The organism is Kitasatospora sp. NPDC093102 (genome assembly GCF_040683915.1).
GTDB lineage: Bacteria > Actinomycetota > Actinomycetes > Streptomycetales > Streptomycetaceae > Kitasatospora.
In genome coordinates this window covers 99,548-120,093 of sequence record NZ_JBFBFA010000022.1, presented here as the reverse complement: position 1 = coordinate 120,093, position 20,546 = coordinate 99,548, and the positions used below count along the sequence as shown (strand labels likewise).

At 72.4% G+C, this 20,546-nt stretch carries 17 protein-coding genes; 11 read left to right on the top strand and 6 right to left on the bottom strand.

What is annotated here, in order from left to right:
- Window positions 1–137: 137 nt before the first annotated feature.
- Window positions 138–1,331, bottom strand: a complete 1,194-nt coding sequence (locus AB0O11_RS25260) for a glycine C-acetyltransferase (protein ID WP_363391215.1) — start codon at window positions 1,329–1,331, stop codon at window positions 138–140.
- Window positions 1,332–1,383: 52 nt separating this feature from the next.
- Window positions 1,384–2,412 (bottom strand): L-threonine 3-dehydrogenase, encoded by a 1,029-nt coding sequence (gene tdh / locus AB0O11_RS25255; protein ID WP_363391212.1) that lies wholly within the window; start codon window positions 2,410–2,412, stop codon window positions 1,384–1,386.
- Between the two features lie 489 nt (window positions 2,413–2,901).
- On the opposite strand from tdh, the gene AB0O11_RS25250 reads away from it, so the two are divergent.
- Window positions 2,902–4,437, top strand: a complete 1,536-nt coding sequence (locus AB0O11_RS25250; protein ID WP_363391209.1) for a serine hydrolase — start codon at window positions 2,902–2,904, stop codon at window positions 4,435–4,437.
- Window positions 4,438–4,494: 57 nt separating this feature from the next.
- On the opposite strand, the gene AB0O11_RS25245 is transcribed toward AB0O11_RS25250, so the two are convergent.
- Window positions 4,495–5,556 carry an ATP-dependent DNA ligase gene (locus AB0O11_RS25245; RefSeq protein ID WP_363391206.1) on the bottom strand — a complete coding sequence of 354 codons (1,062 nt, stop codon included), beginning with the start codon at window positions 5,554–5,556 and terminating at the stop codon, window positions 4,495–4,497.
- Window positions 5,557–5,622: 66 nt separating this feature from the next.
- Here AB0O11_RS25245 and ligD point away from each other — a divergent pair, with 66 nt between their 5' ends.
- Complete coding sequence (gene ligD / locus AB0O11_RS25240) at window positions 5,623–6,630, top strand: non-homologous end-joining DNA ligase (RefSeq protein ID WP_363391203.1); 1,008 nt, start codon at window positions 5,623–5,625, stop codon at window positions 6,628–6,630.
- Between the two features lie 13 nt (window positions 6,631–6,643).
- On the opposite strand, the gene AB0O11_RS25235 is transcribed toward ligD, so the two are convergent.
- Window positions 6,644–7,840 carry an 8-amino-7-oxononanoate synthase gene (locus tag AB0O11_RS25235; protein ID WP_363391200.1) on the bottom strand — a complete coding sequence of 399 codons (1,197 nt, stop codon included), beginning with the start codon at window positions 7,838–7,840 and terminating at the stop codon, window positions 6,644–6,646.
- A gap of 175 nt (window positions 7,841–8,015) precedes the next feature.
- Here AB0O11_RS25235 and AB0O11_RS25230 point away from each other — a divergent pair, with 175 nt between their 5' ends.
- From AB0O11_RS25230 to AB0O11_RS25210, 5 genes are all read left to right on the top strand, one after another.
- Window positions 8,016–8,468, top strand: coding sequence for a hypothetical protein (locus AB0O11_RS25230; RefSeq protein WP_363391197.1), 453 nt, complete (start codon window positions 8,016–8,018; stop codon window positions 8,466–8,468).
- 31 nt (window positions 8,469–8,499) lie between these two features.
- Entirely contained in the window at window positions 8,500–10,731 is a 2,232-nt protein-coding gene (locus tag AB0O11_RS25225; protein ID WP_363391194.1) for a hypothetical protein, read from the top strand.
- A 122-nt stretch (window positions 10,732–10,853) separates the two neighbouring features.
- Window positions 10,854–11,594 (top strand): hypothetical protein, encoded by a 741-nt coding sequence (locus AB0O11_RS25220; RefSeq protein ID WP_363391192.1) that lies wholly within the window; start codon window positions 10,854–10,856, stop codon window positions 11,592–11,594.
- On the top strand, window positions 11,587–12,249 hold the full coding sequence (locus AB0O11_RS25215) for a hypothetical protein (RefSeq protein ID WP_363391189.1): 663 nt from the start codon (window positions 11,587–11,589) through the stop codon (window positions 12,247–12,249). The genes AB0O11_RS25220 and AB0O11_RS25215 overlap by 8 nt, the downstream gene beginning before the upstream one ends.
- A 70-nt stretch (window positions 12,250–12,319) precedes the next feature.
- Window positions 12,320–14,830, top strand: a complete 2,511-nt coding sequence (locus AB0O11_RS25210) for a DUF3516 domain-containing protein (RefSeq protein WP_363391186.1) — start codon at window positions 12,320–12,322, stop codon at window positions 14,828–14,830.
- A gap of 128 nt (window positions 14,831–14,958) precedes the next feature.
- Here the strand turns inward: AB0O11_RS25210 and AB0O11_RS25205 are convergent, their stop codons facing one another.
- The gene (locus AB0O11_RS25205; RefSeq protein WP_363391183.1) at window positions 14,959–15,801 is read right to left on the bottom strand and encodes a hypothetical protein; all 843 of its coding nucleotides are present in this window, start codon (window positions 15,799–15,801) and stop codon (window positions 14,959–14,961) included.
- 236 nt (window positions 15,802–16,037) lie between these two features.
- Here AB0O11_RS25205 and bioB point away from each other — a divergent pair, with 236 nt between their 5' ends.
- The 4 genes from bioB to AB0O11_RS25185 are packed head-to-tail and all read left to right on the top strand — an operon-like array spanning window position 16,038 to window position 19,840.
- Entirely contained in the window at window positions 16,038–17,258 is a 1,221-nt protein-coding gene (gene bioB, locus AB0O11_RS25200; protein ID WP_363391180.1) for a biotin synthase BioB, read from the top strand.
- Window positions 17,259–17,281: 23 nt separating this feature from the next.
- Window positions 17,282–18,586, top strand: a complete 1,305-nt coding sequence (locus tag AB0O11_RS25195; protein WP_363391178.1) for an adenosylmethionine--8-amino-7-oxononanoate transaminase — start codon at window positions 17,282–17,284, stop codon at window positions 18,584–18,586.
- A complete protein-coding gene (gene bioD / locus AB0O11_RS25190) occupies window positions 18,583–19,341 on the top strand; it encodes a dethiobiotin synthase (protein WP_363391175.1) in 759 nt (252 codons plus the stop codon). The genes AB0O11_RS25195 and bioD overlap by 4 nt, the downstream gene beginning before the upstream one ends.
- Window positions 19,342–19,393: 52 nt before the next feature.
- Window positions 19,394–19,840 carry a hypothetical protein gene (locus AB0O11_RS25185; RefSeq protein WP_363391172.1) on the top strand — a complete coding sequence of 149 codons (447 nt, stop codon included), beginning with the start codon at window positions 19,394–19,396 and terminating at the stop codon, window positions 19,838–19,840.
- A 221-nt stretch (window positions 19,841–20,061) separates the two neighbouring features.
- Here the strand turns inward: AB0O11_RS25185 and AB0O11_RS25180 are convergent, their stop codons facing one another.
- Window positions 20,062–20,517 carry a hypothetical protein gene (locus tag AB0O11_RS25180; protein ID WP_363391169.1) on the bottom strand — a complete coding sequence of 152 codons (456 nt, stop codon included), beginning with the start codon at window positions 20,515–20,517 and terminating at the stop codon, window positions 20,062–20,064.
- Window positions 20,518–20,546 lie beyond the last annotated feature (29 nt).

The following is a 20,546-nucleotide window of genomic DNA, read 5'->3' as shown; positions in this document are numbered from 1 at the left end:
GCGGGGGGGGGGGCGGGGGGGGGGGGGGGCGGGGGGCGGCGGTCCCATCCCGCTCCCCCCCCCCCCCCACGGCGGTTGTGAGCCCGTGGGCCGGTCCGGTTCCGAGCGGTCCGGCCCGCGGGCGGTCCGGGTGGAGGTCAGCCCTCCAGCTCGGCACGCGCGTCCACGAAGGCCGCGACGGCGCGCTCGACGTCCTCGGTGGAGTGCGCCGCGGACAGCTGCACCCGGATCCGGGCCTGGCCGTGCGGCACCACCGGGTACGAGAAGCCGATCACGTACACGCCGCGCTCCAGCAGCAGTTCGGCGAGCCGGCCGGCCTTGGCCGCGTCGCCGATCATCACCGGGGCGATCGGGTGGTCGCCGGGCAGGATCTCGAACCCGGCCTCGGTCATCTTCGTGCGGAACAGCGCGGTGTTGGCCGCCAGCCGCTCGCGCAGCTCGTTGGACTTCTCGACCAGGTCGAGCACCTTGAGCGAGGCGGCCGCGATCACCGGGGCCAGCGAGTTGGAGAACAGGTACGGGCGGGAGCGCTGGCGCAGCAGGGCGACGATCTCCCGGCGGGCCGCGACATAGCCGCCGGAGGCGCCGCCGAGGGCCTTGCCGAGGGTGCCGGTGATGATGTCCACGCGGTCCATCACGCCGTGCAGCTCGGGGGTGCCGCGGCCGTTCGCGCCGACGAAGCCGACGGCGTGCGAGTCGTCCACCATGACCATGGCGTCGTAGCGGTCGGCCAGGTCGCAGATCTCGCGCAGCGGGGCGACATAGCCGTCCATCGAGAAGACGCCGTCGGTGACGATCAGGCGGCGGCGGGCGTCCTGGGTGTCCTGGAGCTGCTTCTCCAGGTCGGCCAGGTCGCGGTTGGCGTAGCGGTGGCGGCGGGCCTTGCTGAGCCGGATGCCGTCGATGATGCTGGCGTGGTTCAGCGCGTCGGAGATGACGGCGTCGCGGTCGTCCAGCAGGGTCTCGAAGACACCGCCGTTGGCGTCGAAGCAGGAGGAGTAGAGGATCGTGTCCTCCTGGCCGAGGAAGGCCGAGAGGCGGTCCTCCAGCTCCTTGTGGACGTCCTGGGTGCCGCAGATGAAGCGGACCGAGGCCATCCCGTAGCCCCAGCGGTCCAGGGCGTCCTTGGCGGCGGCGAGCACCTCGGGGTGGTCGGCCAGGCCGAGGTAGTTGTTGGCGCAGAAGTTCAGCACCTCGCCCGGGCGGCCGCCGGCGGTGACGGTGACCGCCGCGCTCTGCGGGGTGCCGATCACCCGCTCGGGCTTGAACAGGCCGGCCTCGCGGATCTCGTCCAGGGTGGTGGCGACGTCGGCGCGCACGTTGTCGAACACTGCGGTCTCCTTGGCAGTTCGGCGGGAGCAGTTCGGCGGGGCTGAGTCGGGCTCAGGCGGTCCAGTCGAGGATGATCTTGCCGCAGTTGCCGCTCGCGGCATCGTCGAAGGCGGCCTCGAAGTCGGTGGCGGCGTAGCGGCCGGTGATCACCGGGCTGAGGTCCAGGCCGCCCTCCAGCAGCACGGACATCGCGTACCAGGTCTCGAACATCTCGCGGCCGTAGATGCCCTTGATGGTGATCATCGAGGTCACGATCGAGGCCCAGTCCACCGGGAACTGCTCGGCGGGCAGGCCGAGCATGGCGATCTTCCCGCCGTGGGTCATGTTGGCGATCATCGACTGCATCGCCTCGGGGCGGCCGGACATCTCCAGGCCGACGTCGAAGCCCTCGCGCAGGCCGAGCTTCTGCTGGCCCTCCTCGATGGTGTGCTGGGAGACGTCGAGCGCCAGCGTCACGCCGACCTTGCGGGCCAGGTCGAGGCGGTACGGGGAGACGTCGGTGATCACCACGTGGCGGGCGCCGGCGTGCTTGGCGACGGCGGCGGCCATGATGCCGATCGGGCCGGCGCCGGTGACCAGCACGTCCTCGCCGATCAGCGGGAAGGACAGCGCGGTGTGCACGGCGTTGCCGAACGGGTCGAAGATCGCGGCCACGTCCAGGTCGACCGGCACCCGGTGCACCCAGACGTTGGAGGCGGGCAGCGCCACGTACTCGGCGAAGGCGCCGTCGCGGTTGACGCCCAGACCGACGGTGTTGCGGCACAGGTGGCGGCGGCCGGCCAGGCAGTTGCGGCACTTGCCGCAGACCAGGTGGCCCTCGCCGCTGACCAGGTCGCCGACCGCGATGTCCGAGACGCCGGCGCCGATCTCGGCGACCTCGCCGACGAACTCGTGGCCGAGCACCAGCGGGGTCCTGATGGTCTGCTGGGCCCAGCCGTCCCACTTGCGGATGTGCAGGTCGGTGCCGCAGATGCCGGTCCGCAGCACCTTGATCAGCACCTCGCCGGGGCCGATCTCGGGCATGGGGACGTCCATCAGCCAGAGCCCGGGCTCGGCCTGCTGCTTGACGAGTGCCTTCACGGCGGCTCCTGACGTGCGGGTGGGACGGCCTGCGGGTTCGGGGGCAGGCCGAGGGGGCCCGGTTCGGCCGCTCGTGACGGACGCGCTCCGGGCAGGCAGAAATCTGCCTGGTCGGAGCGGGTGCGGTCCATCGAGGAATTCTTAAGGGCGGCCACAGCTGGGCTGAACGATCGTGCCCGAGCATCGGCCGGCGACGGGGGCGGCGTGCCGGTGCTCACCCGTCCGGCCGAGCGCGGGGCGGCCGCCGCGACACCGGCGACCGTCCGCCCGGGGGTGGCCGGACACGGGCCGCCAGCCCGGCGGGGCACTCGGCTGACGGTGCTCCCGTTCGGTCCAGCCGGGCGCCGACCCGCGCGCGGCCGCACGGCGGCGGTGCTTACGGTGACGACGTCCCCCCGCAGCCCCGTGGAGCAGCACTCCGGCCTGGCCGAGCAGCGCTCCGGGGCCCTTCGCCAAGGGGCCGACCGCCCCAGAGAGGCGCCCTGACCGATGACCGACACCCGACGCCCGCGCCCGCGCCCGGCCATACCCGGCTTCGTGCGGGTACCCCACTCGCCGCGGCCGGCTGTTCCCCGCTCGACACGGGTGGTCTCCGCCGCCCTCGCGCTGACCGGCCTGCTCGCCGTCTCCGCCTGCTCCGGGGACTCGAAGCCCGCGCAGCAGGACGGTCCGGCGGTCACCGCCGAGCCGGCCGCGCTCAGCCCGTCCCCCACGCCGTCCCCCACGCCGACCGACAGCCCCTCCGGCGGCGTGGTGCGGCTCACCCCGGACGTCATGAGCCGCCTGGACGTCGCGATCAAGCAGGTGATGAGCCAGGCCTCCATCCCCGGGGTGATCGTCGGCTACACCACCCCCGACGGCAGCTACCAGCGCGCCTTCGGGGTCGCCGACAAGGATGCCGGGACGACGATGTCCCCCGACCTGTACATGCGCATCGGCGGCGTGACCAAGACCTTCACCGCCACCGCCGTCCTGCGGCTCCTGGAGCAGGGCAAGCTCGGCCTGGACGACCCGATCACCACGTACGTCCCGAACGTGCCCGGCGGCGACGGGATCACCCTGCGCCAGCTCGGCGAGATGCGCAGCGGCCTGTTCAACTACACCCTGGACCCGGACTTCCAGCAGGCGTACCTCAACGACCCGAACCGTCCCTTCACCCCGGACCAACTGCTCGCGTACGCGTTCAAGCACCCGGTGAACTTCGCCCCGGACGCCAGGTTCGAGTACTCCGACACCAACCTGATCCTGCTCGGCCTGGTCGTCGAGAAGGCCGGCGGACAGCCGCTCCCGGACTTCCTGAACCAGCAGGTGTTCACCCCGGCCGGACTCACCAAGACGTCCCTCCCGACCGACGCGGCCTTCCCGGACCCGCACGCCCACGGCTACACCAACCAGACGCAGAGCGGCGCGGTCGAGGACTCCAGCACCTGGAACCCGTCCTGGGGCTGGGCGGCCGGCGCCGCGATCTCCAACCTCGCCGACCTCCAGACCTGGTCGAAGGTGCTGGCCACCGGCGAGCCGCTGCTCAAGCCCGCCACCCAGGCGGAGCGGCTGAAGTTCAAGGCCGTCGGAACGGCCCCCGACGTCGGCTACGGCTTCGGGGTGTTCACCGCCCACGGGTGGATCGGCCACAACGGCTCGCTGCCCGGGTACGAGAGCGTGGTGCTCTACCTGCCGCAGGCGCAGGCCGGCCTGGCCATCCTGCTCAACACCGACATTGAGCACGACGGTTCGGAGCCCTCGACGTCCCTGGCGCAGGCGATCACCCAGATCGTCTCGCCGGACAACGTCTACACGGTGCCCGCCCCGCCCGCCTCGGGCTCGCCCACCGCCTCGCCCACCGCCTCGCCCACCGCGTCGCCGTCGCCCGCGGTGTCGCCCACCGCCTCGCCCACGGCCTCGCCGTCGCCCGCGGTCTCGCCCACAGCCTCCCCCTCGCCGCTGGTCTCGCCCACGGCGACCACGCCGCCCGCCGCGACCACGCCGGCCGTGCCCACCGGCACCGCCACGCTGCACGTCTCCTGAGCCTGCACCACCTCGGAGGCCCGACCCGGTCGCCCGGGTCGGGCCTCCGACGCACCGTCAGATCCCCAGCACCTTGCCGAGGTCGTACGAGACCGGCTCCTCCAGCTGCGCGTAGGTGCAGCTCTCCGGCATGCGGTCCGGCCGCCAGCGGCGGAACTGCGCGGTGTGCCGGAACCGGGTGCCCTCCATGTGGTCGTACGCGACCTCGACCACCCGCTCCGGGCGCAGCGCGATCCAGGAGAGGTCCTTGCCGCCGGTCCAGCGGCTGACCGCACCGGGCAGCCGGCCCTGCGCGTGCGCGGCCTCGTCCGCCCAGCCGCCCCAGGGGTGCCGGGAGAGGTCCTCCATCCGCAACGGCGCCAATTCCTCGGCGAGTTCGCGGCGGCGGGCCATCGAGAAGGCCGCGCAGACGCCGACGTGCTGGAGCCTGCCGTCGTCGTCGAAGATGCCGAGCAGCAGCGAGCCGACCACCGGACCGCTCTTGTGCTCGCGATAGCCGGCCACCACGCAGTCCGCGGTGCGCTCGTGCTTGATCTTGTACATGGTCCGCTCGCCCGGCCGGTACGGCTGGTCCAGCGGCTTGGCGACCACCCCGTCCAGTCCGGCGCCCTCGTACTCGGCGAACCAGGTCCGGGCGAGGTCGAGGTCGGTGGCGGCAGGGGCGGTGAACACCGGGTCCGCGGCGGAGGCGAGCGCGGATTCCAGGGCCGGGCGGCGCACCGACAGCGGCTCGTCCAGAAGGCTCTCGTCCCCGAGCGCGAGCAGGTCGAAGGCGACGAAGGAGGCCGGGGTCCGCCCGGCGAGCAGCTTCACCCGGCTCGCCGCTGGGTGGATCCGCTCCAGCAGCTCCTCGAAGCGCAGCCGGCCGTCCCTGGCGATCACCACCTCGCCGTCCAGCACGCAGCGCGGCGGCAGCTCCCGCTTGAACGCCTCGACCAGCTCGGGGAAGTACCTGGTCAGCGGCTTGCCGGTGCGGCTGCCGAGCTCCACCTCGTCGCCGTCGCGGAACACGACCGAGCGAAAGCCGTCCCACTTGGCCTCGTACTGCATCCCCGGCGGGATCTCGGTCACCGACCTGGCGAGCATCGGCGCCACCGGCGGCATCACGGGCAGGTCCATGCGACCGATCCTCGCCCGGTTCCTCTCGGGGCGCGCGCCGGGCGTTCGGCGCTTAGCGTGAGGGGCGTGGGCTCAACCGTGGAACTGGATGTCGCCGGACGCACCGTCCGGCTGTCGAACCCGGACAAGGTGTACTACCCCGAGCGCGGCTTCACCAAGCTGGACGTCGCGCAGTACTACCTGGCCGTCGCCGACGGAGTGCTGCGCGGGCTGCGCGACCGCCCGACCACCCTGCAGCGCTTCCCGGACGGGGTGGACGGCGAGTTCTTCTACCAGAAGCGCGCACCCAAGGGTCTGCCGGACTGGCTGCCCACCGCCCGGATCGAGTTCCCCAGCGGCCGCTCCGCCGACGAGATCTGCCCCACCGAGCCGGCCGCCGTGCTGTGGGCGGCCAACCTGGGCTGCCTCACCTTCCACCCCTGGCCGGTGCGGCGCTCCGACACCGGCCACGTGGACGAGCTGCGGATCGACCTCGACCCGCAGCCCGGCACCGACTTCCACGACGCCGTCCGCGCCGCCCACGAGCTGCGCGCCCTGCTGGAGGAGTACGGGCTGCGCGGGTGGCCCAAGTCCTCCGGCGGGCGCGGGCTGCACGTCTACGTGCCGCTGGCGCCCGAGTGGACCTTCACCGACGGACGGCACGCGGTGATCGCGCTCGGCCGGGTGCTGGAACAGCGGATGCCCGGGGAGGTCACCACCGCCTGGTGGAAGGAGGAGCGCGGCGAGCGGATCTTCGTCGACTACAACCAGATGGCCCGCGACCGCACCATCGCCTCCGCCTACTCCCTGCGCGCCCGGCCTCGCGCCACCGCCTCCACCCCGCTGCGCTGGGAGGAACTGGACGACGCCGCCCCCGAGGACTTCGACCTGCGCACCGTCCCCGCCCGCTTCGCCGAACTCGGCGACCTGAACGCCGAGATGGACGGCCAGGCGTTCCGGCTGGAGGCCCTGCTGGAGCTGTACGACAAGCAGCTGCGCGACGAGGGCCTCGGCGAACTCCCGTACCCGCCGGACCACCCGAAGGCGGCCGGCGAGCCCACCCGCGTCCAGCCGAGCCGGGCGAAGAAGAAGTAGGGCCGCCGGGGCTTCAGCTCCGCGCGCCCGCCGGGGCCAGCTCGGCGACGATGCGGACGGCCTCGGCGATCTGCCCGTCGGTCAGGTCGCCCCGCGCGGTCAGCCGCAGCCGGGAGATGCCGTCCGGCACGGACGGCGGGCGGAAGCAGCCGACGGCGAGGCCGGCGCGGCGGCAGTCGGCGGCCCAGGCGACGGCGGCCTCGGGGCCGGGGGCGCGGACGGAGACCACGGCGGCCTCCGGCTCGCAGGACCGCAGCCCGGCGGCGGACAACTGCCGGGCCAGGGTGCGGGCGACCTCGCGGGCGCGTTCGGCGCGGGCCGGCTCGGCGCGCAGCAGGCGCAGGGCGGCCAGGGCGGCGCCGGCGGCGGCCGGGGCGAGGCCGGTGTCGAAGATGAAGGTGCGGGCGGTCTCGGTGAGGTGGCGGATCACCCGGCGCGGGCCGAGGACGGCGCCGCCCTGCGAGCCGAGCGACTTGGAGAGGGTGGCGGTGGCCACAGTGTCCGGCTGCCCGGCGAGCCCGGCCGCCGCGAGCGCCCCGGTGCCGCCGGGGCCGAGCACGCCCAGCCCGTGCGCGTCGTCCACCAGCAGCGCCGCGCCGTGCGCGCGAACGGCGGCGGACAGCGCGGGCAGCGGGGCCGCGTCGCCGTCCACCGAGAACACCGAGTCGGTGACCACCAGCGCCCGCCGCTGCGCCCGCCCGGCGAGTGCCCCGGCGACCGCCGCCGGGTCACTGTGCGGGGCCCGGTGGACGTCGGCGCGGGAGAGCCGGCAGCCGTCGATCAGCGAGGCGTGGTTGTAGGCGTCGGAGACGATCAGGGTGTCCGGGTCGGTGAGCGCGGTCAGCGCAGCGAGGTTGGCCGTGTACCCGGAGGAGAACACCAGCGCGGCCTCCGCCCCGCAGAACTCGGCCAGCTCCTCCTCCAGTTCGGTGTGCAGCGCGGTCGTCCCGGTCACCAGCCGCGACCCCGTCGAGCCGCCTCCCCAGCGCAGCGCCGCGTCCGCCGCCGCCCGGGCGACCACCGGGTGCCTGGTCAGCCCCAGGTAGTCGTTGCCCGCGAGGTCCAGCACCGCGTCGTCCGCCGCCCGGCTGCGCAGCGTCCGCGTCAGCCCGGCCTCCGCCCGCATCGCGGCCGTCTCGTCGAGCCAGTCGAAGACGTGCGCAGGAGCGGGGGCGGGGGTGCGCGGCTCGGCCGCGAGCGGATGGTTCATGCCCGGCACTCTGGCATGCCGCCGCGTGTCGGGCAACGTGCGGATCGGCACAGTGCGAACCCGGCATTCCCATCGTGATTCACCATGCGTTAACCAGGAATCAATAGTCCATTCACCGAAATTCGCGCCGCGAAAATAGTACAATGCATGCCGATCTTTACCTGGGGGGCAAACAATGACCGACCTCGAATTCGAGCGTCGCATGAATCCGTGGCTCTTCGACGACAAGGGCAATCTGACCGAAGAGGCGAAGAAGCAGTTCCCGGATCTCGCCGGTGCCAACGCCGCGCCGGTCTCGCTGAGCCCGGCGGGCGGCGGCAAGACCGTCGCCGTGAACCCCGGCGTACTCCAGCAGGCCGCACAGAACGCCTTTGCCCTGCGGGACTCCGTCAAGACCGAGTGCGACCAGCCCGGCCAGCACGTCAACGCCGCGGCCGGGTCCCTCAAGGGCTGGAACCTCGGCGGCACACTCACCGCCACCTGGGGCACCTGGACCAGTCAGTCCAGCGGGCTGCAGACCACCGTCGGTGACATCGGCACCAACCTGCAGACCACGGCCCAGAGTTACAGCAAGACCGACTCGGACATCCAGGCCAACTTCAACAAGCCGCAGGGCGCCGGAAGCTAGCGTCAGCGCAAACGGGGGATACAGCACCATCATGGTGACGTTCAGCCAACTCAAGCAGGTCGACCTCAGCAGCCTCGCCTCCGCGGCGGGCGACTTCGAGAGCCTCGTCCGCAAGTGGGACCTCACCCAGCGGATGCAGAACGAGGTCCTCGGCACCATCCAGCAGTCCGGCTGGCACGGCGACGCCGCCGGCCTCGCCAACGCCAAGCTCACCTGGGCTCGCGACCAGATCCACGCGGCCTTCGAGGAGGCCTCGGCCCTGGCCAAGACCCTCCGCGACGCCCACACCGAGATCACGGCCGCCAAACAGGACCTCACCACCGCCGTCCAGCACGCCACCGACGCCGGCCTCACCGTCGACGGCGAGGGCGCGGTGCACTGGCCTCCGCCCACGACCCAGGAGGACAAGAAGGACGCCGAGTACGCCAAGAGCTGGAAGGCCAAGGCCGAAACGGCCGCCAAGGCCATCGCCGACGCGATCGACCGCGCCACCGAGGCCGACCTCGACGCTTCCAGGGCGCTGGGGGACGACACCGGCAGCGACGGCACCGCGTTCAACGCCAACCCCGTCGGCGGCATCCCGGAGGAGGAGGCCAAGGCGGCCACCTACATCCTGAGCCTCGGCGGCCAGGCCACCGACGCCCAGGTCAAGCACCTCCAGGACATCCTGGACCACCACAAGAACGACCCCCGGTTCGCCACCTCCTTCTACGGCAACCAGGACCCGGGCACCTTCATGGCCAAGTACGGCGCCATGGCCCAGAGCGGGGACTACGCCAACAGCACGGCCCGCAGCGCCGCGCTCAAGGCCATCCAGAAGGACCTGGGCCTGACCCTGGCCACCGCGACCGACACCAAGCAGCCCGTGCACGTGTCGGACGAGTGGGAGACCAGGTTCCGGGCCGCTGGCGCCAAGCAGATCCCCGTGCCGCCCGGCGCCGACCCGGCGCACAGCCCGTACGGCTACCAGATCATGGCCAACCTCCTGCGGAACGGTAAGTACGACGCGCACTTCCTCAACCCGATCGCGGAGCACGTCACCCAGCTCACCCAGGAGAACCCGATGCGCTGGGACGCGGCCACCAAGGCCGCGTACCCGTTCACCGAGCTCAAGTTCATCGGTGTGCCCGACAAGGACGGCAACATCCGGGGCATCAACCCGATGTCCGCCATCCTGGAAGGGCTCGGCCACAACCCCGAGGCCGCCACCAAGTTCTTCCACGACGCACCGACCACCTACAACCCGGACGGCACCGTCAAGAGCACCGGCGGCCCGAACACCTACCTCAAGACGCTCACCGACACCGGCTCCCGGTCGCTCCTGCTCGACCAGCAGTACCCGCCCCGGCCCAACCCGGGCACCGCCGACCCCTTCGACGTCAGCGCCCTGGGCCACGCCCTGGAGGCGGCCACCACGGGCAGGGCGTACGACAACGTGGACGGCAAGTTCCCCCCGCACACCGCCGCGATGAACGACGTCATGAAGGAGGTGGTGAAGACGTTCGGCTCCGAGGGCGGCCCGGACCTGCTCAAGGGCGGCCTGTTCGCGAACCTCAACGGCAGCCTCGGAAACATGACCGCCAACTACATCGGCGACGTCCAGGGCGCCCTGGAGGGGCCTGGCTCCGCCTCCGACCTCCTCGATCAGGGCCAGGTCGGGCGCCTGCTCGGCGCGCTCGGCCACGACCCGGACGCCTACGCCGCGATCGCGGCCGGACAGCAGGCGTACACCACCGCCCAGATCCAGGACGTGCTGGCCCACCCCGAGTTGCACAAGGACCTGGCCGTGGCGGTCGAGAACGTCGCCAAGCCGGCCGGGCAGGTCAACGGTCTGATCACCAGCGCCATGATCGACGCCATCTATGAGAAGCACACCGCCAGCGACGCCGAGTTCAACGCCGCCGTCGACACCAAGCGGGAGATCGCCGGCCAGATCTGGTCGTTCGCCGGCGACGCGCTCAAGGAGCGGGCGCCCCTGATCGGCGAGGGCGTCGACAGCGCGGTCAACCAGATCATGGACAACGTCGCCAACGGCTACAAGGTGGACACCCACAACGGCGCCAGCGACGAGGCCGGCGCCGCGAGGGCGGATGCCGAGCGCAAGTCGCAGCAGGCGATCCTCAACGCCGTCCGCGATGCCGGCCGCAACTCGGGCGCCGACCCGAACTACATCAACGACGTGGCCCGGCGAGCAGCCCAGGAGGAGAACACCGGCTACACCAGCGGCAAGGGCTCGTACCAGGATCTCTACCGCAAGGGCTGACCCCGCGTCCCACCACCTGCCACGACCGAGAGCACTGAGAAATGGTTGACGTCGCCGTGGCACTGACCGGTACTGCCCCCGCGTCGCTTCCTAGCACCCAGACAACAGGAGCTGCCCGAACCATGGTTGACGTCGCGCACATCATCCCGCGCTCACCCGACGACCCACCCCCGCCACCGTCCCGCTGGCGGCGGTGGCTGGCCGGGGGCCTCGCCGTGGCCGTGGTCGCGGGCGGCGGGCTGTGGGTGTGGAAGCCGTGGCGGTCGTTGGAGATCCCGCGGAGCGCGTGCTGGTCGGCGCTGTCGAAGGACGACCTGACGCCGCTGGCCGGCCCGTACGGAAAGGCGTTCGAACCTGTGCCGCATGCCCGGGTCCAGACGCCCACCGCGCCGAACGAGCCCTGGGTCCGCAGCAACGACTGTCACGTCCGCTGGCGGGGAGACGACGACTCCGACCGGTTCCTCCTGGAGGTCCAGGTCGCCCCCGCCTGGGACGGGGTCGACGCCGATCGCGCCCGGGACACCGCACAGCACTACTCCGTCGCCGACCTGGACTTCGGCCCCGGCGCGGTCGGGCTGGCCAGCACCGACCCGAGCCACCACGTCCGCCTCTACGTCCGCTGCGACTTCCAGGTCCCCGCCTCGGACAAGCCCGACCGCAAGGCCCCGCAGTACGTCCGCGTCGACGTCGGCGGCGACCCGGTCGGCGGCTCCTCGCCGGCCAAGTCCCGCCAGGCGTACGCCGATGTCGCGCTGAAGATCGCCCGGGTGGCCGCCGCCGAGTACCAGTGCGCCAACCAGGTGCAGCTGCCCGCCGCCGCCCCCGCCGTCCCGGAACTCGCGAAGGAGAAGGCCGATGGCTGACCAGCCGCGCCGCCGCCGTGTCCTGCCGATCGCGATCGGCGCGGCGGTACTCGTCGCCGGGGCCGGCGGCGGGCTCTGGTACCTCAAGCCCTGGCAGTCGGCCGAGGTGCCGCAGGGCGCGTGCTGGAACGCGTTCACCCACGACGACCTCGCCGCGCTGACCGGCCCGGACGGCAAGACCGCCGCCTTCCAGGGCAAGGAGACGTTCGCCGACATCGACGTCCGCGCCGGCGACCCTGCCTGCACCGTCACCCGCAAGCACGGCGGCACCTCCGAGGTGCTCGCCGACATCAGTACCAGTCGGCGCGACGAGAAGTTCCGGCAGGCGAAGACCAAGGCGGAGGCGGCCGGCTGGCAGCCGGTCGTCCCCGCGTCGCTGGACTTCGGCCCTGGGGCCCAGGGCTGGCTGTTCCACGAGGGCACGGTGCAGCTGTTGCTCCACTGCGAGTACGTGGAGGCGGACGGGCGGCCCACCAGCTTCCCGTACCGCCTGGTCACGATCACCGGTAGCCGCGGATCCACCGACATCCCCGTCACCGAGGTCCACCGGATCCGGATCGACGCCGCTCTGCGCGTCGCGAAGGAGTCCGTCCGCGCCCAGGGCTGCACGAACGCTCCGCAGCTGGCCGCGCAGGCACCCGCCGCACCCTTCTAGCGCCCTCCTGAGCGGCCCGTCGCGGCCCCGGGCTTTGCCCGGGGTGGCGGCGAGCAGGCAAGATAGCCGCGTGACCCTCCTTGATCTGATGCCGAAGCCCGCCACCCCCGACGCGCTGTACGAGACGTTCGCAGCCTGGGCGGAGGAGCGGGGGATCACGCTGTACCCGGCGCAGGAGGAGGCGCTGATCGAGCTGGTGTCGGGGAACAACGTGATCCTGGCGACGCCGACCGGGTCGGGCAAGAGCCTGGTGGCGGCGGGGGCGCACTTCGCGGCTCTCGCCGAGGGGCAGCGGACCTTCTACACCGCCCCGATCAAGGCGCTGGTCTCGGAGAAGTTCTTCGACCTGGTGAAGATGTTCGGCACCGAGCAGGTCGGCATGATGACCGGCGACGCGAGCGTGAACCCGACCGCGCCGATCATCTGCTGCACCGCCGAGGTGCTCGCCCAGATCGCGCTGCGCGACGGCACCCGGGCGGACATCGGCCAGGTCGTCATGGACGAGTTCCACTTCTACGCCGAGCAGGACCGCGGCTGGGCCTGGCAGATCCCGCTACTGGAGCTGCCGCAGGCGCAGTTCCTGCTGATGTCCGCGACGCTCGGCGACGTCCGCCGTTTCGAGGAGGACCTGACCCGCCGCACCGGTCGGCCGACCACGGTGGTGCGCAACGCGACCCGCCCGGTGCCGCTGTTCTACGAGTACCGGCGTACCTCGCTGCACGACACCCTGGAGGAGCTGCTGCAGACCGGCCAGGCGCCGGTCTACGTCGTGCACTTCACCCAGAAGGAGGCGGTGGAGCGGGCCCAGTCGCTGATGAGCATCAACATGTGCTCGAAGGCGGAGAAGGAGGCCATCGCCGACCTGATCGGCAACTTCCGCTTCACCACCAAGTTCGGCCGCAACCTGTCCCGCTACGTGCGCCACGGCATCGGCGTGCACCACGCGGGCATGCTGCCGAAGTACCGCCGGCTGGTCGAACGCCTCGCCCAGGCGGGCCTGTTGAAGGTCATCTGCGGCACCGACACCCTCGGCGTCGGCGTCAATGTGCCGATCCGCACGGTGCTGTTCACGGCCCTGTCCAAGTACGACGGCACCCGGGTGCGGATCCTGCGCGCCCGCGAGTTCCACCAGATCGCCGGCCGGGCCGGCCGGGCCGGCTTCGACACCGTCGGCCAGGTGGTGGCGCAGGCGCCGGAGCACGTGATCGAGAACGACAAGGCGATCGCCAAGGCCGGGGACGACCCGAAGAAGAAGCGCAAGGTGGTGCGCAAGAAGGCCCCGGAGGGCTTCGTCGGCTGGACCGAGGAGACCTTCGACAAGCTGATCGCCGCCGACCCGGAGCCGCTGGTCTCCCGGTTCAAGGTGAGCCACGCGATGCTGCTGTCGGTGATCGGCCGCCCGGGCAACGCCTTCGAGGCGATGCGCAAGCTGTTGACCGACAACCACGAGGACAAGGCCGCGCAGCGCCGGCACATCCGCACCGCGATCGCCATCTACCGCTCGCTGCTGGAGGGCGGCGTGGTGGAGCGGCTGCCGGAGCCGGATGCCGAGGGCCGGATCGTCCGGCTCACCCTGGACCTCCAGGAGAACTTCGCGCTCAACCAGCCGCTGTCCACCTTCGCGCTGGCCGCCTTCGAGCTGCTCGACCCGGCCTCGCCCTCGTACGCGATGGACGTGATCTCGGTCGTCGAGGCGACCCTCGACGACCCGCGCCAGATCCTCGCCTCGCAGCAGAACAAGGCGCGCGGCGAGGCCGTCGGCGAGATGAAGCGGGACGGCATCGAGTACGAGGAGCGGATGGAGCGGCTCCAGGAGATCACCTACCCGAAGCCGCTGGAGGAACTGCTCACCCACGCCTACGAGGTGTACCGCCGGGCGCACCCGTGGATCGGTGACCACCAGCTCCAGCCGAAGTCCGTGGTCCGGGACCTGTACGAGCGGGCCATGACCTTCTCGGACTACGTCGGCTTCTACGAGCTGGCCCGTACCGAGGGCATCGTGCTGCGCTACCTGGCCGGCGCGTTCAAGGCGCTGGAGCAGACCGTCCCCGAGGACGTGAAGACCGACGACCTCAAGGACGTCATCGCCTGGCTCGGCGAGCTGGTCCGCCAGGTCGACTCCAGCCTGCTGGACGAGTGGGAGCAGCTGGCCAATCCGACCGAGCCGCAGGCCGCCGAGGTGCGGCTGGACGACAAGCCGGCGCCGGTCACGGCCAACGCCCGCGCCTTCCGCGTCCTGGTGCGCAACGAGATGTTCCGCCGGGTCGAGCTGTGCGCGCTGGAGCACTACGAGGAGCTCGGCGGGCTGGACGGCGAGTACGGCTGGGACGCGGACCGCTGGGCGGACGCCATGGACGGGTACTGGGAGGAGTACGACGACCTCGGCGCCGGCCCGGACGCGCGCGGCCCGAAGATGCTGATCATCGAGGAGGAGGACTCCGCCTGGCGGGTCCGGCAGATCTTCGACGACCCGGAGGGCGACCACGACTGGGGCATCAGCGCCGAGGTCGACCTGTACGGCTCGGACGAGGAGGGCCGGGCGGTGCTGCGGGTGACCTCGGTGGACCGGCTCGGCGGCTGAGAGCCGGAGCCCACGGTCCGTCGGATCCCCCCGGGAGCGAGGCCTCGGGGGGATCCGACGCGTCCAGGGGAGGCGTCAAAGCCACGGCGCCGCCACGGGGCCGTCGCTACGGGGTCGCTACGGCGTCGTCAGATCCAGACGAACGGCGAGCCCGCCGCGTAGGAGAGCGCCCGGGTGGCCTCGTCCAGGGTCTGTTCGGTGCTGGGCCCCGTGCCGGTGGCCGTCGGGGCCGAGGCGGCCGGCGTCCCGGTGGAGCCCGCCGGGCGGCCGTCGCCCGGCCGCGAACTGGTGACCGTCACGTAGTGCCCGACCGCCTCGATCCGCGGCTCGCCGCCCGGCTTGGCGCCGCCGGGGGGCTGGGTGGGGGCGGTGGAGGCGTCGGCGAGGATGAAGGCGACCGCGCCGGGCTTGGCCCGCAGGGCGTCGGCGGCCTTGGCGGCGGAGGGCTGGTCGGGGAAGCGCAGCAAGGTGACGCTGCTGAGCACCGGGCGGTCCTGGCCGGTGAAGCTGACGGTCAGGTAGCCCTGGCAGCCGGTGTCCTTCAGCGGGTCCTGGGTGCGGTCCTGGAGCACCTCGACGCAGTTCTCGCCCTGCCGGACGCCGTTGCGCCGCGCCTTGAAGGTGCCGACCTCGACCGGCCGTTGGGCGGGGAAGATGTTGTCGACGTTGAGGGCCTCGGGGTCGGTGAGCGGCGGCGGGGAGCCCACCACGCGCGGCGTTCCGGACGCGTCCTTGGTGGACGGGCCGAGCCCGGGTATGTAGTCGCCGGGCATCGGGCGGGTGATGATCCATCCGCCGGCCGCGACCACTCCGACCACGACGATCCAGCCGGCCGCGCGACGGCCCGTCAGTCGACGCCCCCGCCTGCGCTCCTTCCCCCCGTCGGCGTCGGCGCCCCCGCCGACCCGCTGCCCTGCCCGGCCTTCCCGGCCTTCTCCCGGAGTCGGGGTGCGGTCCCCCTGCGTGGTCATGGCGCAGATTCTAAGCACCCTCCGGGTGGCGTGGATCACGGGGTCGGGGGTTGTGGATCATTGTGTGCCGGAGCCGCCCGCTACCCGCCGGTAACCGGCGGCCCGGCCCCGCGTCAAGCGCGTGACCAGCGGCGGAGCCGTGACCTTCGACACTGTGGCAATCGGCACATCCTCACACCGATCTTCTGGCGGGTTTGCTCTGGCGCCGCTCGATCACGACCAGGCAGGATCGCCCCATGGATCTGCTCGATACCCTCACCGCCAAGGGCCTGCGCGGCGAAGTCCCGACCCGCGAGGAGGCCCTGGCCGTCCTTGCCACCACCGACGACGAGCTGCTCGACGTGGTCGCCGCGGCCGGCAAGGTGCGCCGCCGCTGGTTCGGCCGCCGGGTCAAGCTCAACTACCTGGTGAACCTGAAGAGCGGGCTCTGTCCGGAGGACTGCTCGTACTGCTCGCAGCGGCTCGGGTCCAAGGCCGAGATCCTCAAGTACACCTGGCTCAAGCCGGACCAGGCCGCCGAGGCCGCCCGGGCCGGGGTGGCCGGCGGCGCCAAGCGGGTCTGCCTGGTCGCCAGCGGCCGCGGCCCGACGGACCGCGACATCGACCGGGTCACCGACACCATGGCCGCCATCAAGGACGCGGACCCCGCGGTCGAGATCTGCGTCTGCCTCGGCCTGCTCTCCGACAACCAGGCGGAGCGGCTCAAGGCGGCCGGCGCCGACGCGTACAACCACAACCTCAACACCTCCGAGGGCACCTACGGCGACATCGCCACCACTCACACCTACGCGGACCGGGTGGACACCGTACAGAAGGCGCACGGCGCGGGCCTGTCCGCCTGCTCCGGCCTGATCGCCGGCATGGGCGAGAGCGACGAGGACCTGGTCGACGTCGTCTTCGCGCTGCGCGAGCTGGGCTCGGACTCCGTCCCGGTCAACTTCCTGATCCCCTTCGAGGGCACCCCGCTCGCCCAGGAGTGGAACCTCACCCCGCAGCGCTGCCTGCGCATCCTGGCGATGGTCCGCTTCGTCAACCCGGACACCGAGGTGCGGATCGCGGGCGGGCGCGAGGTGCACCTGCGCTCGATGCAGCCGCTCGGCCTGCACATCGCCAACTCCATCTTCCTCGGCGACTACCTGACCAGCGAGGGCCAGGCCGGGCAGGCCGACCTCGACATGATCAAGGACGCCGGCTTCGAGGTCGAGGGCGCCGGCGAGGCCACCCTGCCGCGCCACCGCGCGGACGTCGCCGAGGCGGCCCAGGCCGCCGGCGGCTGCGGCACCGCGGCCTCGGCCTGCGGCAGCGGGCCGTGCGGCGGGCACGCGAACGCCGCCCCCGCGCCGGAGGCCGTCGCCGACGCCCCGCCGGCCGGGGAGCCCGGGAACGACGAGCTCCGCAGCGACCTCGTGAAGGTCCGCCGCCGCGGCGCCGGCACCGAACTCGCGCCCAACGCCTGATACTCACGGGAGAACCGCCCACCATGCTCCAGCCGTCCGCCGACAGCCTGCTCGCCCTCGACCGCGCCCACGTGTGGCACCCGTACGGGCCGATGCCCGGGACGGTCACCCCGTACCTCGTCGAGTCCGCCTCAGGGGTTCGGCTGCGGCTGGCCGAACCGGTCGCGGGCGGGCGGCGCGAGCTGGTCGACGGGATGTCGTCCTGGTGGGCGGCGATCCACGGCTACCGGCACCCGGTGCTGGACGAGGCGGTGCGCGAGCAGCTGGGACGGATGAGCCACGTGATGTTCGGCGGGCTCACCCACGAGCCCGCCGTCAGACTGGCGGCCACGCTGGTGGAGATCACCCCGGAGCCGCTGCAGCACGTCTTCCTCGCCGACTCGGGCTCGGTGGCCGTCGAGGTCGCGATGAAGATGTGCCTCCAGTACTGGCAGTCCACCGGGCGGCCGGCCAAGCGCCGGCTGCTCACCTGGCGCGGCGGCTACCACGGGGACACCTTCCACCCGATGTCGGTGTGCGACCCGGACGGCGGGATGCACCACCTGTGGGGCGGGGTGCTGCCCGGCCAGCTGTTCGCCCCGGAGCCGCCCGCCGGGTTCGACGCCCCGGTCGATCCCGAATACGCCGCCCGGTTCGAGGAGTTGATGTCCCGTCACGCCGACGAACTGGCCGCCGTCATCGTCGAGCCGGTGGTCCAGGGCGCTGGCGGAATGCGATTCCACTCCCCCGGGTACCTGCGGATGCTGCGCGAACTGTGCGACCGGTACGGGGTGTTGCTGGTCTTCGACGAGATAGCCACCGGGTTCGGGCGCAGCGGCGCGCTGTTCGCCGCCGACCACGCGGGCGTCTCGCCGGACGTGATGTGCCTGGGCAAGGCGCTGACCGGCGGCTACCTGACGCTGGCCGCCGCGCTGTGCACGAGCGAGGTCGCGGACGGGATCAGCCGCGGCGAGGTGCCGGTGCTCGCGCACGGGCCGACGTTCATGGGCAACCCGCTGGCCTGTGCGGTCGCCAACGCCTCGCTGGAGCTTCTGCTCGGGCAGGACTGGTCGGCGGAGGTGCATCGGATCGAAGCCGGGCTGACCGAGGGCCTCGCGGCGGCCGCGGACGTCCCCGGCGTGCACGACGTCCGGGTCCGGGGCGCCATCGGCGTCGTGCAGTTGGACCACCCGGTGGACGTCCCGGCGGCGACCGAGGCGGCCGCCCGCGCGGGCGTCTGGCTGCGGCCGTTCCGGGACTTGATCTACACCATGCCGCCCTATGTGACGGAGGACGAGGACGTGGCGCGGATCGCCGCCGCCGTGACCGCCGCGGCGGTGGCCGGATGAGCGCGCGCATCCTGTTCGTGACCGGCACCAACACCGACGTCGGCAAGACGGTCGCCACCGCGGCGGTCGCCTCGGCGGCGCTGCGGGCCGGGCTGAAGGTCGCCGTACTCAAGCCCGGGCAGACGGGGGTCTCCCCGGAGGAGCCCGGCGACGCGGCCGAAGTGCGCCGACTGGCAGGCGAGCTGACCTTCCGCGAGCTGGTGCGCTACCCCGAACCGCTGGCGCCCGACACGGCCGCCCGGCGGGCCGGGATGCCGTACCTCTCCCCCGCCGAGGTGGCCGAGGCCGTCGCCGAACTGGCTTCCACCCACGACCTCGTCCTCGTGGAGGGCGCGGGCGGGCTGCTGGTCCGCTACGACGGCGAGGGCCGCACGCTCGCCGACCAGGCCCGGGCCGTCCTCGACGCCGGGCTCCCCGCCGAGGTGCTGCTGATCGCCTCCGCCGGGCTCGGCACGCTCAACATCGTCTCCCTCACGGCGGAGGCCCTGGCGGCCCGCGAACTCCCCCTCGCGGGCGTCCTGGTCGGCTCCTGGCCCAGCGATCCCGGCCTCGCCGAACGCTGCAACCTCGCGGACCTGCCTCGCTGCGCCGGCGCCCCGCTGCTCGGCGCGCTGCCGGAACGGGCGGGCGGCGGCGAGGACTTCGCCACCCTCGCGTACGCCTCGCTGGCCCCCGAGCTGGGCGGCAGCTGGGACGTGGAGCACTTCGCGAGCCTCCACCGGCCCGAATCGGCCCCCCTTCGCTCGAAGGGGTGATCCCGGCTCCCGGCCCTGTCGGAAGCCGGGACGGCTCAATACCGTTCCTTCCATGACAGACGGGCTGACCATGGACGAGGCCCTGCGGGCCTTGGCCGCCCTGGAGGCGGCATGGAAGGACGACGACGAGGCGCTGTCCGCCCTGGCGGCGGGCAGTGCCGGTGAACGGCCACTGCCGGCGCTGGTCGCCGTGTACGGCGAGCACGCCATGGACACCCTGATGGCGCTCGCCTTCGGGTTGCGCGCCACCATGAGCGACGAGGAGATCGCCGAGATCTCCGATGCCGTCAGCTCCAACATCGGTGCCCGGATGAGCGCCCTGCTCAACCAGACCCTCAAGGCCTGGGGCGCCCTCTCGGCCCCTGACGACCTCTCCGTCACCAAGATCATCGCCCACACCGTGATCGACGCGATGCGGGCCGTCACCGAGGATCCCAGCAGGACCGAGGTGCTGCCCCTCCTCGCCACCTTCCGCAGCTACGCCCTCAACGACGGCTGAGGAACGGAGAAACGGCGTGGGCTTCGAGTCACCTCGAAGCCCACGTTGCCATGTCCGCACCCTCATCCACCCCGCCACGAGTACGAGTGCGCCCGTGGAGGCTGCGAGGAATACGAGAGCGAACACCAAGGCGCTCGCGGCAGGGGAAACCCGCTCGGGAATCAGCAGGAGAACCGATGCCGCCAGCGCGAGACTTCCGGCGGTGACGGCGCCGGCTCCGACTACGGCCGCATACCTCTGCGGAGGACGACGACCAGCCGCTCGATGACGTCCGGCCGGGCGGCCCCGAGGTCGATCAGGAATCGGCCGGAGCGCCAGTGCAGCCGTGCCGGGCCGCCGGTGGGCCAGTCGTGGTTCAGGTGGCGGCGGCCGCGGCCGAGCGCGCCGAGGTCGTGGGGGCGCAGGGTCCCGCTCCTCAGGCCGGTGGCCTCGGCGACGGTCAGCGGCATGATCGTCACGTACTGGGCGTCGTCCCCGCCCATCCAGTCGACGACCTCGGTGAAGATCCACACGAACTGCTGCGAACAGTCCCGGCAGCGCCGGAGGTTGACGGAGAAGCGCGAGCCGTCCACCACCTCCGCCTCGTGCTCGAAGCCCTCCCGCTGCCGCCCCCACACCGCCCGCTCGTCCTCGCCGTAGCACTTCACGCAGCCGAACTCCGCCATCGGCCTTCCCATCGGTCGACTCCCTGTTCCGCGACGTCCCG